Below are 14,400 nucleotides of genomic sequence, written 5' to 3'. Positions count from 1 at the left end.
GCGTCGGGGTTCCCTAACCGTGGCCCCCGCCGTCGGCACCGCGAAACCGCTGCGACCGAGCCTTGAGCAAAATTTGCGGCAAGCCGCCCTCAGAGCTCGGTGACGACCACGTCGACCTGGCGGGGGCGACCGGCCGCCCGCGGCTGCTCCTCGACCTGGTACTTCAGCTCGCGCAGCGCCCCGACCAGCGCGTCGGCGGTCCGCGGTCCGGCACCGGCGGTGAGCAGGTCGCGCACCAGCCGGCCCTTGGTGGCCTTGTTGAAGTGGCTCACCACCGACCGGGTCGGCACCCCGTCGACCTCCCGCTCGTGCAGCACCCGCACGGTCACGGTGCGCTCGGCGACCGCCCCGCGCGGCGCCCAGGTGGCCGCGTACGCGCCGGAGCGCAGGTCCAGCACCGGACCCTTCCCGGCGGCCGCCGCCATGGCCCCCGCCAGCGCCGCGCGCCAGTACGCCGACAGCGCCCCGACGCCCGGCAGCCGCGCCCCGACCGGGCAGCGGTAGGGCGGGATCCGGTCGGTGAGGCGCACCGCGCCCCACAGGCCCGAGCTGACCAGCACCGAGCGGCGGGCCAGCCGCTCGGCCGCCGGAGGCAGCGTGGCCAGGTCGAGCGCCTCGTAGAGCACCCCCGTGTAGATCCGCCCGGCCGGCGCGGTGGCCGCCGCCCGCAGCCGCGCGTTGCGCCGCAACTCGCCGCGCTGCCCCTCGCTCAGGCCCAGCGCCTCGCGAGCCGCCGCCTCGTCCGGGCCGGCGCAGAGGTCGACGAGGGCGGCGAGCACCTCCTCCCGGGCCGGGTTCAGCTCCGGCAGGGAGAGCTTCGACAGGTCCAGCCGCCGGCCGGTGCCGGCCTCGGCCTTCCCCTCCGACGGGGGCAGCAGGATGAGCATCGGCACAGCGTACGGCCCGGGTTCAGCGCCACGGCCGCACGGCGGCGTCCGGGTGGTACACCCGATAGCCGCCCACCTCGGCCACCAGCGCCGCGTCGGCCCGGTCACCGAGCATCCGGCGCAGCCCGCGCTCCGCGGACGAGCCGACGGCCACCACGTACCCGGGTCGGGCCGCCCGCCCCACCCGCTTCCAGTACGCCGGGTAGCGGTTCTGCCCCGGGCTCAGGTCGCCGTCGAGCACCGCGCAGACCACCGCCTCGCCGGTGTTGAAGATCAACCTGTTGCAGGTCCAGTAGTCCCCGTACACCTCGCGCAGCCCGGCCCGGCGCACCGCGTCGGCCAGCTCCCGCGCCTGCCGCTCCTCGGCCCGCAGCGACGGGGCGTCCGCCACGAACGCCACGGTGCCCGCGAGGGTGGCGGCCACCAGCGCGGCCAGCACCACACCGGCCAGCGCGCCGGCGAGCCGGGCCGCCCCGCCCGCGGTGGCCCGGACCGCGTGCGCGGCGGCCCGCCAGAGCGGCCAGAGCACCGCCGGAAGCGAGATCTGGAGCACCGACAGGTAGCGGGAGTTGCCGAGCGGGTCGGTCGCGGCGAGCGGGCTGCGCACGTACGCCAGCAGGGTCAGCGCCGCCCCGGCGACCAGGGCGAGGATCGCCACGGTCCGGGTCCGCGCGGGCGGGTCGGCGGCCCGGCGGAACGCGACAAGCCCGAGCCCGGCGGCGGCCACCAGCAGCACCGGATAGAGCAGCCCGAACCACTGCGCCCAGCGGGCGCAGCCGTCCATGGGGCAGAGCCCGGAGGCCAGCGGCACCCCCTCCAGCAGCCCGCCGTGCAGCCGCTCGGCCAGCGACGGCGTCGCGCCGTCCTTCGTGCTGATCTCCCGGAACACCGACAGCGAGTCCTGCCCGTCCGGGGCGACCAGGTTGTCCTTCACCATCGGCGCCACACCGAGCACGAACCCCACCACGAGCAGCACCCCCGGCCAGCCCACCAGGTCCCGGGGCGCGGCCCACAGCAGCAGCAACCCGGCCACCGCCAGGTAGGGCACGATCAGCCAGTCCGACCAGAGCGCCACCCCGGCCAGCAGCCCGAACAGGCCGGTGGCCAGCCAGCGGTGCCGGACCCGGCGCTCGCCGAGGGCCACCGCGATCAGCACCATCGCCAGCACCGCCGGCTTCACCTCCGGCCGGCCACCGACAGCGGTGAGCTGGTCGCGGACCACCCGCTCCGAGCCGAGCGCCAGCAGGCCCACCACGACGGTGGCCAGCCAGGGGGAGAAGAGCCGGCGGGTCAGCCGGTACGCCAGCCACAGGAAGACCGCGAAGAGCGCCAGCAGCGGCAGCCGCAGCACCGGCCAGCTCGCCCCGGCCCAGCCCAGCAGCGGCGCCGCCAGGTAGGACTCCAGCATGCCCATGTAGCGCTGGCCGTAGAGGAAGACCGGCCGCTCGTTGCCGGTGGCGATGTGCAGGGCGGCCAGGCCGAAGGTCGCCTCGTCGCTGTTCGAGGTGGGCAGGGTGAGCAGCGTCAGCACCAGCCGGTAGCCCACCCCGGCGACGCCGAGCAGCAGCGCCACCAGCGCCGGCCGGTCCAGCGCCGGACGCCATCGTCCCGGGTCCCGCTCTGGTCTCGACACGACCAACGCCCCCGTCGTCGCCTCGACCGCAGTCTGTCACGCCCGGCGACGGGCGGCGGGGGGATCGGCGCAGACCACTCGCGTGGCCGGTGCGCGCGGGTTGTGGCAGGGTGACAGCGTGCCACCCACACCACCGGACCAACTGGCCGTGCCGCAACTGCACCGGGCCGCCCGCATCGAGGACGCGCTGCACGGCCTGGTGGAGCGCCGGCTGCGGCGCACCGGGTGGCAGGTCAACATCATCGCGTACGCCGGGTACGGCGCCCCCGGGTGGGCGCGGGTGCTCTGCCGGGTGCTGCTCGGCCGCCCCGACACCCGCCAGCGCGGCCGGCTGGAGAAGGTCCGCGGCTGGCGCAGCTTCACCACGCTGCCCGCCAAGTACGCGAAGGTCACCATCGAGGCGGGCGGCGCCACCCAGGAGGCGACAGCGGACCGCAGCGGCTTCGTCGACACCGTCATCAAGGCCGACTTCACGCCGGGCTGGGGCTGCGTACGCCTCAGCGTGGCCGACGCCGAACCCGTGGAGGCGCTGGTCCGCATCCTCGACCCGGAGGTCCGGTTCGGCATCCTCTCCGACATCGACGACACGGTCATGGTGACCGCGCTGCCCCGGCCGCTGCTCGCCGCCTGGAACACCTTCGTCCTCGACGAGCACGCCCGCGCCGCCGTCCCCGGCATGGCGGTGCTGTACGAGCGCCTCGTCACCGCCCACCCCGGCGCGCCGGTCTTCTACCTCTCCACCGGCGCCTGGAACGTCGCGCCGACGCTGACCCGGTTCCTCTCCCGGCACCTCTACCCGGCCGGTCCGCTGCTGCTCACCGACTGGGGGCCGACGGCCGACCGGTGGTTCCGCAGCGGCCGGGAACACAAGCGGGCCACCCTGGCCCGGCTGGCCCGGGAGTTCCCCGACGTCCGCTGGCTGCTCATCGGCGACGACGGGCAGCACGACCAGGAGATCTACCGCGAGTTCGCCGCCGCCCACCCGGACAACGTGGCCGGGGTGGCGATCCGCCGCCTCTCGCCCACCCAGTCGGTGCTCGCCGGCAGCCTGCCCACCCCACCCGGCCGCCCCTCGGCCGGCCCGGTGGGCCAGAAGTGGCTGGCCGCCCCCGACGGCGCCGGCCTCTGGAAACTCCTCCGCGAAGCCGGCCTGGTCTGACCCCTCCCGCCTTATCCGTTGATCATGAGGTTGACGGCGAAGTCGATCTCCTAGAGCGCCGCCAACCTCATGATCAACGCCGTGTGGGGTCTGGGTGTCTGTCAGTCGGGGGTCAGGTCCCTTTTGTCATGCTGTCAGGGCCGGAGCCTTGCGCTTCCGTCGGGATCGTGGACAGTTGCCGTTCGGTGCGAACGGTGAGTGTCCACGATCGGTTGATCGACCGTCGGGCACTGTCCGCGTGGGCGTCGGTTCGGGAGCGTGGTGGTCATGCCGGCCTCGGGGACGCCGTGGGTTCGTCATCCATTTGTGCCGGTCATGGCGCCCTGGTCGCCGGGGTCGGCCATGCCGGCGTCGGCGCCTGGGGCCTCGGCCTTGTCGGTTGCGGTTGAGTCGGCAGGGTCGCTGCTCTTGCCGTCGGGCGCGCCGTCCTGCTGGTCGGCGTCGTTCTGCTCGCCTGCGTTGGCGGCGCCCTGGCCCGGGTCGGCCGGGGCACAGCCGGGCACGCTCGGGTCGGCCACCATGTAGACCTGCCCCTGGCCACCCTGGTTCGCGCCCGCACCGGCCTGGTTCATGCCCTTGTTCCGGCCGGGAGCCTGGTCGGCGCCCCGGCCCTGCCCCTGGCCGCCCTGGCCCTGGCCGCCCTGCCCCTGGCCGACGTCCTGTCCCTGGCCCTGACCGTTCTGGCCCTGGCCGACGTCCTGGCCCTGGCCGCGCTGGTCGCGGGCGGCCTGGCGGGCGGCGCGGATCTGCTGGACGATCGCCCGGAGCTGCTGGATCCGCGCTCGGACCTGCTGAAGCCGCTGGGCGACCCGCTTCCCGGCTGCTGCCGCCTGGCCACCGCCGGCCGCCTGGTCACCGTCTGCGGCCTGATCGCCCTCCGCGGCCTGGTCGCCGTCCTGCTGCCCGTCGGCCGCCTGACCGTTCTGCTGCTCGGCCTGGCCCTGCTGGTCCGCTGCCGCCTCGCCGCCGTTCTGCTGGCCCGCGCCTTCCTGCTCGCCGGCACCCTGCTCATCGCCCGGCGCCCCGCCTGCCTGCTGGCCGTCGCCGGCTTGCTGTCCGCCGTCCGCCTCCTGGCCGGCGCCGGCCTGTTGGCCGCCGTCCGCCTGCTGGGCCGCCTGCACGATGGCGGCGATCTGCTCCAGCAGGCCGCCGATCGCGTTGATGATGTTGGCGGCGCGCTCCGCGCCACCCGCCGCACCGCCAGCTGCACCGGCTCCGCCGGCCGCACCACCGGCCTTCCCGGCACCACCGGCCTTGCCGGCTCCGCCCGCATCGCCAGCTCCACCAGCTTGACCGGCTCCACCGGCATTGCCAGCCGCGCCGACCTTGCCGGCTCCGCCGGCCGCAGCCCCGGCCTCCCCGGCCTGTGCCTCCTGGGCGCCCTGCACGATGCCGCTTACCCCGTCGACGAGGCCGGTGAGTCGCTTCACCCGTGCCCGCGTGACCTGCGGGTCGGCGAGCTGGCCGGAGCGCTCGCCGGCCATCTGCTCGGTCACCGCCCAGGCGCGGCCGAGCTGCGTGCCCATCGCCTGTTCCCAGGGCACGCTCGGGCAGATCGCACCGGCCACCTCGACCGTCCCGGCGCAGCCGGCGGCGCTCCGGCGCTGCTGGATGAGGTCGACCACGGCCTGCCGGTTGGCGATCCGGGCCGCCGAGTTGGCGTCCGGGTTGCGGCGCTGGTCGGCGATGAAGGTCAGGTTGTTGCGGAGCGCCGTGTCCAGGCCCTGGCAGTTCTCGGCCGCCTGGCCGGTGCCGGTGGCCACCGCGAACGCGGCACCGGCCGTCATGGCCAGCGCCACGCCGCCCGCGATCTTCCGGTTCCGGGACGAGCCCGCCGTCCTCCGTCGCCTGGTTGTGCCTCTGCTCCACGCCATCGAAGCTCCTCCGCCTCGTCCGTCACGGGTGTCCGGCATCCGTCCAGCGGTACGGAGGGTGAGGCACGTCCGTTCAGGTCGATCGCGGCTCCGCGCGACATCTCGACGGAGCGTAGTGATCGCGGGCGATGGCGCTACTCTCCGCGCATGTCGCCGGCGGTGCCCGGCGATCTTGGAGAGTTACGGTTCGCCACGAACGGTAACTCTCCAAGATCCGGCAGCCAGCCACGAACCCAGGCCACGGAGCACGGACTCCACGCCATGGACCACGGACCACGTGTCACGAGCGGCGGGAAGAGGGCAGCGATGCTCAGGCGGGGCGGAGCCAGAGGACGCCGAGGGGCGGCACCCGCAGCGCCGCTGAGGCCGGCATGCCGTGCCACGGCACGCTCTCGGCGTGCACCGTGCCGAGGTTGCCCACCCCGGACCCGCCGTAGTGGTGGGCGTCGGTGTTGAGCAGTTCGGTCCAGGCGCCGCCGGCGGGCAGGCCGACCCGGTAGCCCTCCAGTGGCAGCGCGGAGAAGTTGGCCACGCAGACGAGGGTCTGGCCGTCGGGGGCGATCCGGATGAACGAGACGGTGTTGTTGGCGACGTCGTCCCCGGCGATCCAGCGGAAGCCGGCGGGGTCGGTGTCCTGCGCCCAGAGCGCCGGGGTCTCCCGGTAGACGCGGTTGAGGTCGCCGACGAGGCGCTGCACGCCGGCGCGCGCCGGGTCGTGCAGCAGGTACCAGTCGAGGCCGCGCTCCTCGCTCCACTCGCGGTCGTCGGCGAGTTCGCAGCCCATGAAGAGCAGTTGCTTGCCGGGGTGCGCCCACATGTACGCGAGCAGCGCCCGGACGTTGGCCAGCCGCTGCCACGTGTCGCCGGGCATCTTGCCGGTCAGGGAGCCCTTGCCGTGCACCACCTCGTCGTGGCTGATGGGCAGCACGTAGTTCTCGCTCCAGGCGTACGCCAGGGAGAAGGTGAGCTGATGGTGGTGGTGCTGCCGGTAGATCGGGTCCTTGGAGGTGTAGAGCAGGGTGTCGTGCATCCAGCCCATGTTCCACTTGAAGCCGAAGCCCAGCCCGCCCTCGGCGGTGGGGCGGGTGACACCGGGCCAGGCGGTGGACTCCTCGGCGACCATCACCACACCGGCGTGGTGCTTGTAGACGGTGGCGTTGACCTCCTGGAGGAACGCGATGGCCTCCAGGTTCTCCCGGCCGCCGTGCACGTTGGGCGCCCACTGGCCCTCCTGGCGGGAGTAGTCCAGGTAGAGCATCGAGGCGACCGCGTCGACCCGCAGCCCGTCGACGTGGAACTCGTCCAGCCAGTAGAGGGCGTTGGCGACCAGGAAGTTGCGGACCTCGCGGCGGCCGAAGTCGAAGACGTACGTGCCCCAGTCGGGGTGCTCGCCGCGGCGCGGGTCGGGGTGCTCGTAGAGGGGGGTGCCGTCGAAGCGGGCGAGGGCCCACTCGTCCTTGGGGAAGTGCGCCGGCACCCAGTCGAGGATGACTCCGATGCCGGCCTGGTGCAGCCGGTCGACCAGGTGGCGGAACTCGTCGGGGTCGCCGAACCGGGCGGTGGGGGCGTAGTAGCCGGTGACCTGGTAGCCCCAGGAGCCGCCGAAGGGGTGCTCCATGACGGGCAGGAACTCGACGTGGGTGAAGCCGAGTTCGGTGACGTACGCGGTGAGCTGCTCGGCCAGTTCGCGGTAGCCGAGGCCGGGGCGCCAGGAGCCGAGGTGGACCTCGTACACGCTCATGGGTTCCTGGTGCGGCTGCCGGCGCGCCCGGCGGGCGAGCCAGTCGGTGTCGCCCCAGGCGTACCGGGAGTGGTGCACCACGGAGGCGGTGGCGGGCGGCACCTCGGTGCGAACCGCCATCGGGTCGGCCTTGTCCCGCCAGTGCCCGTCGGCGCCCAGGATCCGGTACTTGTACCGGCTGCCCACTGTCGCGCCGGGCACGAAGACCTCCCACACCCCGCTGGAGCCGAGTGAGCGCATCGGCCAGCCGTCGTCGGGACCCCAGCCGGTGAAGTCGCCGACGACCCGCACCCCGCGGGCGTTGGGCGCCCACACGGTGAACGCCACGCCCTCGTCGAAGACCCGGGCGCCGAGCGCCTCCCAGAGCCGTTCGTGCCGGCCCTCGCCGATCAGGTGCAGGTCCAGCTCCCCGAGGGTGGGCGGGTAGCGGTAGGGGTCGTCGTGCACCGCGCCGTCGACCTCGACCCGGTAGTCGAGCACCTCGCCGGGCAGCACGGCCTCGAAGACGCCCCCGTCGTGCACCCGCTTCATGGGGTGCCGCTCGTCGCCGGCGACGACGGCCACGTCGGTCGCGCCCCGGCGCAGGGTCCGGATGGTGGTGTGCCCGTCGGCGGGGTGCGCGCCGAGCGTGGCGTGCGGGTCGTGCGCCTGGCCGGCGATCAGCTGCTCCATCGTGGGTCGTCCTTCACGGCCGGTGCGGTCGGGGCGGTGCCGCCGGAGAGGTCGGCGGGTACGTCTTCGACGGTCAGGTCGGGCGCCGCCGGGGCCGGCGGCGCGGCCTCGGGCTCGGCCGGCGGGGCGGGCCGCCGCACGGTGAACACGTGCGCGGGTTGCAGGTACGGGTCGAGCCGCACCGCGTTGCGCTGCCCCCAGTCGTAGTCGGCGCCGGTCAGCTCGTCGTGCACGGTGAACCGCTCGTGCCAGTCGAAGCCGAGCGCCGGCATGTCCAGGGTGGTGTTGCCCCACTGCACGGCGCGGGAGTCGAACGAGCACACCACGATCACCGTGTTGCCGGTGTCCGGGTCGTGCTTGGACCAGCAGAGCAGCGCCGGGTTGTCGATGTCGTGGAAGCGCAGGTTGCGCAGCCGGTGCAGGGCGGGGTTGTCCCGGCGGACCCGGTTGAGGGTGGCGATGAACGGGGCGAGCGACCGGCCCTGCTCCTGCGCGCCCGCCCAGTCCCGGGGGCGCAGCTCGTACTTCTCGTTGTCCAGGTACTCCTCGGCGCCGGGGCGGGCGACGTGCTCGAACAGCTCGTAGCCGGCGTACATGCCCCAGGAGGGGGAGAGCAGCGCGGCCAGCACCGCCCGGATCTTGAACATCGGCGGGCCGCCGTGCTGGAGCGACTCGTGCAGGATGTCGGGCGTGTTCGGCCAGAAGTTGGGTCGCATGTAGTCGGCCGCCGCGACCAGCTCCGCGCAGTATTCCCGCATCTCGGCCGCCGACGTGCGCCAGGTGAAATAGGTGTACGACTGGGTGAAGCCGATCTTCCCGAGCCCGTGCATGATCGCCGGGCGGGTGAACGCCTCGGCGAGGAAGAGCACGTCCGGGTCGACCTTCTTGACCTCCCAGATCAGCCAGTGCCAGAAGTCGAACGGCTTGGTGTGCGGGTTGTCGACCCGGAAGATCCGGATGCCCTCGCCGACCCAGTGCAGCACCACCCGCAGGATCTCCGCCCGGATGCCCTCCGGGTCGTTGTCGAAGTTCAGCGGGTAGATGTCCTGGTACTTCTTCGGCGGGTTCTCCGCGTACGCGATGCTGCCGTCAGCCCGGGTGGTGAACCACTCCGGGTGCTCGGTCACCCACGGGTGGTCGGGGGCGCACTGCAACGCCAGGTCCATGGCCACCTCCAGCCCCTGCTCGGCGGCCGCCGCGATGAAGTCGCGGAAGTCCTCCGGCGTACCCAGGTCGGGGTGGATGGCGTCGTGGCCGCCCTCGGCGGCGCCGATCGCCCAGGGCGAGCCGACGTCGTCCGGCCCGGCGGTGAGCGCGTTGTTGGGGCCCTTGCGGTTGACCCGGCCGATCGGGTGGATCGGCGGCAGGTAGAGCACGTCGAAGCCCATGGCGGCGACGCCGGGCAGCCGGTCCAGGGCGGTGACGAAGGTGCCAGAGCGGGCGGGCGCGTCGACGGTGGCCGGGATGGCGCCCTCGGAGCGGGGGAAGAACTCGTACCAGGCGGAGAACAGCGCCCGCGGCCGGTCGACCCAGATGCTGTGCTCGTCGCCGGTGGTGACCAGCTCGCGGACGGGGTGGTCCCAGAGCAGCGGGGCCAGGTCGAGCGCCGGGCCGACCCGGCGGGGCAGGTCCTCGTCGTCGTCGCGCAGGGCGTCGACCGCGGCCCGGACCCGGTCGAGGTCGTCCTTCGGCACGAGGTCGAGGGCGGCTTCGAGGACCCGGGCGCCCTCGGCCAGGTCGTTGGCCAGCTCGGCCGGGCCCTGGCCGGCGGCGAGCTTCTTGGTTACGGCGTTCTGCCAGGTCAGGTACGGATCCTGGAACGCCTCCACGGTGAACCGCCAGGTGCCGACCGCGTCGGGGCGGATGGTGGCGTGCCAGCGGTCCTGGCCGGGCTCGCCGGGGCGCATCCGGGTGAACGGGCGGGCGGCGCCGTCCGGGCCGAGCCAGACCACGTTGCAGCCGAGCGCGTCGTGGCCCTCGCGGTAGGCGCGGGCCGACACGGGCACGATCTCGCCGACCACCGCCTTGGCCGGGTAGCGACCGCAGGCGACGACGGGGGAGACGTCTTCGATCGGGAACCGTCCAGTCACCGGTTCAACCTACTGCGCGAGATCGCTTCGCGCTCGGGTCAGCCGGCGGCGCCCACCGACCGGTACACCTCGAGGGTGCGCTGCGCGATGGTGTCCCAGGAGAAGTGTTCGACGGCCCGGCGGCGGCCGGCGAGACCGAACTCCTCGGCCCGCTTCGGGTCGGCCAGCAGGTCGTTGATCGTCGCCGCCAGGTCGGCCACGAAGCGGCCCGGGTCCAGCGGCCGGCCGCTGCCGTCGCCGGCCTGCTCGATGGGGACCAGCAGCCCGGTCTCGCCGTCGGCGACCACCTCGGGGATGCCGCCCGTGGCGGTGGCCACCACGGCGGTCTCGCAGGCCATGGCCTCCAGGTTGACGATGCCCATCGGCTCGTAGACGGACGGGCAGACGAAGATGGTGGCGTGGGTGAGCACCTGGATCACCTCGTGCTTGGGCAGCATCTCGGCGATCCAGATCACGCCCGACCGATTGGCCCGCAGCTCGGCGACCAGGCCCTCCACCTCGGCGGCGATCTCCGGCGTGTCGGGGGCGCCGGCCAGCAGCACGAGCTGGGTGTCGGGGGGCAGTTCCCGGGCCGCCCGCAGCAGGTACGGCAGGCCCTTCTGCCGGGTGATCCGGCCGACGTAGACAACGCTCGGGCGGGCCGGGTCGATGCCGAGCCGGTCCACCACGTCGGTGCCGGAGTCCGGGGCGTACTGCGCGGTGTCGATGCCGTTGTAGACGACCCGCACCCGGTCGGGGTTGACCTCCGGGTACGCGGTCAGCACGTCCCGCCGCATCCCCTCGCTGACCGCGATGACCGTGTTGGCGGCCTCGAACGCGGTGCGCTCGCACCAGGAGGAGAGCGCGTAGCCGCCGCCGAGCTGCTCGGCCTTCCACGGGCGCAGCGGCTCCAGGCTGTGCGCGGTGACCACGTGCGGTACCCCGTGCAGCAGCTTCGCGGTGTGCCCGGCCAGGTTGGCGTACCAGGTGTGGCTGTGCACCACGTCGGTGCCGGCCGCGCCGGCGGCCATCTCCAGGTCGACGCCCATGGTGCGCAGCGCGGCGTTCGCGCCGGCCAGCGCGGCCGGTTCGGCGTACGCGGTGACGCCGGGCTCGTCGCGGGGCGCGCCGAAGCAGTGCACCCGCACGTCGGCGAGGCGGCGCAGCTCGCGCGCGAGGTACTCGACGTGCACCCCGGCGCCGCCGTAGACCTCCGGCGGGTACTCGCGGGTGAGCAGGTCGACACGCAGCCGGGCGGAATCGCTCATGACCGGCACCCTAGCGTGCTTTCCCCCGCCGCACCGGGTGCGGAAACGTGCCCGTACGAGTGGTGAAGTCGGTGCGGGATGGATAGCGTCGGAGCATGGCTGCCAAGGTGCTCGCGATCGTCCTGGCCGGCGGGGAGGGCAAGCGCCTGATGCCCCTCACGACCGACCGGGCGAAGCCGGCCGTCCCCTTCGGCGGGATGTACCGCATGGTCGACTTCGTCCTCTCCAACCTGGCCAACGCCGGCTATCTCAAGATCGTCGTGCTCACCCAGTACAAGTCCCACTCGCTGGACCGTCACATCACGCAGACGTGGCGGATGTCGACGATGCTCGGCAACTACGTCACCCCGGTGCCGGCGCAGCAGCGCCGCGGCCCGTGGTGGTTCGCCGGCTCGGCCGACGCGATCTACCAGAGCTTCAACCTGATCAACGACGAGCAGCCGGACCACGTGATCGTCTTCGGCGCCGACCACATCTACCGGATGGACCCGCGGCAGATGGTGGAGGACCACATCGCCTCGGGCGCCGCGGTCACCGTGGCCGGCATCCGGCAGCCGCTGTCGATGGCCGACCAGTTCGGGGTCATCGAGGTCGGCGAGGACGGCCGGCGGATCCGGGCGTTCCGCGAGAAGCCGACCGACGCCGTGGGGCTGCCCGACGCCCCCGACCAGATCTACGCCTCGATGGGCAACTACGTCTTCAGCACCAAGGCGCTCTGCGAGGCGGTCGAGCGCGACGCCGAGGACAAGACCAGCAAGCACGACATGGGCGGCAGCATCATCCCCATGCTCGTCGAGCGGGGCGAGGCGAACGTCTACGACTTCAAGGACAACGAGGTGCCGGGCAGCACCGACCGCGACCGCGGCTACTGGCGGGACGTGGGGACGCTCGACTCCTTCTACGACGCCCACATGGACCTCATCAACGTCCACCCGGTGTTCAACCTCTACAACTTCGACTGGCCGATCTACAGCAACCAGCCGCCGTACCCGCCGGCCAAGTTCGTGCACGCCTGGGGCGAGCGGGTCGGCCGCGCGGTCAGTTCGATGGTGTCGCCCGGCTCGGTGATCTCCGGCTCGCTGGTGGAGAACTCGATCGTCTCGCCGAAGGTGAAGGTGCACTCCTGGGCGCACGTGGACGGCTCGGTGCTCATGGAGGGTGTCGAGATCGGCCGTCACGCGGTGGTCCGCCGGGCCATCCTGGACAAGAACGTCTACGTGCCGGAGGGCGCCGAGATCGGCGTCGACCTGGAGAAGGACCGCCAGCGGTACACCGTCTCCGACAACGGCATCGTCGTCATCGGCAAGGGCCAGCGCGTCGAGCCCTGATCCACCCGCACATCGCAAGGAGGTTCCGACCGTGGCCCACCCCCGTGCCGGCCAGCCCGCCGAGCCCGCCGACCTGGTCGACGTGCCCCGGCTGGTCACCGCCTACTACGCCGGGCACCCCGATCCGACCGACCCGGCGCAGCAGGTCTCGTTCGGCACCTCCGGGCACCGCGGGTCGAGCCTGCGCAACGCCTTCAACGAGGACCACATCCTCGCCGTCACCCAGGCGCTCTGCGACTACCGGCGGGAGCAGGGCCTGGACGGCCCGCTCTTCCTGGCCCGGGACACCCACGCGCTCTCGGCCCCGGCGGAGGCCAGCGCGCTGGAGGTGCTCGCCGCCAACGACGTCACCGTGCTGGTGGACAGCCGGGACGGCTACACCCCCACGCCGGCGCTGTCGCACGCCATCCTCACCCACAACCGGGGGCGCACCGCCGGGCTCGCCGACGGCATCGTCATCACGCCGTCGCACAACCCGCCCGACGACGGCGGCTTCAAGTACAACCCCACCCACGGCGGGCCCGCCGACACCGACGTCACGAAGTGGATCCAGGACCGCGCGAACAGCATCCTCGCCGCCGGGCTCAAGGAGGTGAAGCGCATCCCGTACGCGCGGGCGCGCGCCGCCGACACCACCGGGGAGTACGACTTCCTCGCCCGCTACGTCGACGACCTGCCCGCCGCGCTCGACATCGCCGCGATCCGGGACGCCGGGGTGCGCATCGGCGCCGACCCGATGGGCGGGGCGAGCGTGGCGTACTGGGGGGAGATCGCCGAGCGGCACCGCCTCGACCTCACGGTGATCAACCCGACGGTCGACCCCACCTGGCGGTTCATGACCCTCGACGGCGACGGCAAGATCCGGATGGACTGCTCGTCGCCGAACGCCATGGCCTCGCTCATCGCGGCCCGCGACCGGTTCGCGGTCTCCACCGGCAACGACGCCGACGCCGACCGGCACGGCATCGTCACGCCGGACGGTGGCCTCATGAACCCCAACCACTACCTGGCCGTGGCCATCGGCCACCTGTTCCGGACCCGCGAGCAGTGGGGGCCGGCGGCGGCGGTCGGCAAGACGCTTGTCTCCTCCTCGATGATCGACCGGGTCGCCGCGGACCTGGGCCGCCCGCTGCTGGAGGTGCCGGTCGGCTTCAAGTGGTTCGTGCCCGGCCTGCTCGACGGGGCGGTCGGCTTCGGCGGCGAGGAGAGCGCCGGCGCCTCCTTCCTGCGCCGCGACGGCGGCACCTGGACCACCGACAAGGACGGCATCCTGCTCTGCCTGCTCGCCTCGGAGATCATCGCCACCACGGGGAAGACCCCGAGCGAGCACTGGGCCGAGCTGGCCGAGCGCTTCGGCGCGCCCGCGTACGCCCGGATCGACGCCCCGGCCAGCCGGGAGCAGAAGGCGGTGCTGGCCAAGCTGTCGCCCGAGCAGGTGACCGCGACCGAGCTGGCCGGCGAGCCGATCAGCGCGACCCTCACCACGGCGCCGGGCAACGGGGCGTCGATCGGCGGGCTCAAGGTGACCACCACGTCGGGCTGGTTCGCCGCCCGGCCGTCCGGCACCGAGGACGTCTACAAGATCTACGCCGAGTCGTTCCGCGGGCCGGAGCACCTCGCCCGGATCCAGGACGAGGCGAAGGCGCTGGTCACCGAGGTGCTCAGCCGGGCCTGACGGGATCCCGCACCGCGCACAACCTCCCCCGGAGCCCTCTCGTTGCTCCGGGGGAGGTGCCGTGGCGTGCGTACGCGACGGTGGTGCGCCGGCG

The 14,400-nt window shown here is 73.3% G+C and carries 9 protein-coding genes; 3 read left to right on the top strand and 6 right to left on the bottom strand.

Annotated features, from left to right (window positions below; all coding sequences use genetic code 11):
- Positions 1-89: 89 nt before the first annotated feature.
- The gene (gene yaaA / locus GA0070603_RS09665) at positions 90-887 is read right to left on the bottom strand and encodes a peroxide stress protein YaaA (protein WP_167544527.1); all 798 of its coding nucleotides are present in this window, start codon (positions 885-887) and stop codon (positions 90-92) included.
- Positions 888-909: 22 nt separating this feature from the next.
- Positions 910-2,520 carry a glycosyltransferase family protein gene (locus tag GA0070603_RS09660; RefSeq protein ID WP_091321739.1) on the bottom strand — a complete coding sequence of 537 codons (1,611 nt, stop codon included), beginning with the start codon at positions 2,518-2,520 and terminating at the stop codon, positions 910-912.
- Between the two features lie 118 nt (positions 2,521-2,638).
- On the opposite strand from GA0070603_RS09660, the gene GA0070603_RS09655 reads away from it, so the two are divergent.
- Positions 2,639-3,679 (top strand): App1 family protein phosphatidate phosphatase, encoded by a 1,041-nt coding sequence (locus GA0070603_RS09655; protein ID WP_244282468.1) that lies wholly within the window; start codon positions 2,639-2,641, stop codon positions 3,677-3,679.
- Positions 3,680-3,975: 296 nt separating this feature from the next.
- Here GA0070603_RS09655 and GA0070603_RS31740 read toward each other — a convergent pair whose 3' ends face one another.
- From GA0070603_RS31740 to glgA, 4 genes are all read right to left on the bottom strand, one after another.
- Entirely contained in the window at positions 3,976-5,478 is a 1,503-nt protein-coding gene (locus GA0070603_RS31740; RefSeq protein WP_208862848.1) for a hypothetical protein, read from the bottom strand.
- Positions 5,479-5,863: 385 nt separating this feature from the next.
- The gene (glgB, locus tag GA0070603_RS09645) at positions 5,864-7,966 is read right to left on the bottom strand and encodes a 1,4-alpha-glucan branching protein GlgB (protein ID WP_091310473.1); all 2,103 of its coding nucleotides are present in this window, start codon (positions 7,964-7,966) and stop codon (positions 5,864-5,866) included.
- The gene (locus tag GA0070603_RS09640; protein ID WP_091310470.1) at positions 7,954-10,056 is read right to left on the bottom strand and encodes an alpha-1,4-glucan--maltose-1-phosphate maltosyltransferase; all 2,103 of its coding nucleotides are present in this window, start codon (positions 10,054-10,056) and stop codon (positions 7,954-7,956) included. Before GA0070603_RS09640 ends, glgB begins: the two co-directional genes overlap by 13 nt.
- Positions 10,057-10,094: 38 nt before the next feature.
- Positions 10,095-11,303, bottom strand: coding sequence for a glycogen synthase (gene glgA, locus GA0070603_RS09635; RefSeq protein ID WP_091310467.1), 1,209 nt, complete (start codon positions 11,301-11,303; stop codon positions 10,095-10,097).
- 95 nt (positions 11,304-11,398) lie between these two features.
- Between glgA and glgC the strand changes: the two genes are divergently transcribed.
- On the top strand, positions 11,399-12,631 hold the full coding sequence (gene glgC / locus GA0070603_RS09630; RefSeq protein ID WP_091310463.1) for a glucose-1-phosphate adenylyltransferase: 1,233 nt from the start codon (positions 11,399-11,401) through the stop codon (positions 12,629-12,631).
- Between the two features lie 31 nt (positions 12,632-12,662).
- Entirely contained in the window at positions 12,663-14,306 is a 1,644-nt protein-coding gene (pgm, locus tag GA0070603_RS09625; protein ID WP_091310460.1) for a phosphoglucomutase (alpha-D-glucose-1,6-bisphosphate-dependent), read from the top strand.
- Positions 14,307-14,400 lie beyond the last annotated feature (94 nt).

The organism is Micromonospora chersina (assembly GCF_900091475.1).
In the GTDB taxonomy this organism is placed as follows: Bacteria; Actinomycetota; Actinomycetes; order Mycobacteriales; family Micromonosporaceae; genus Micromonospora; species Micromonospora chersina.
Note: the sequence above shows the minus strand (reverse complement) of the source record. Positions and strands in the feature narration are given on the sequence as shown.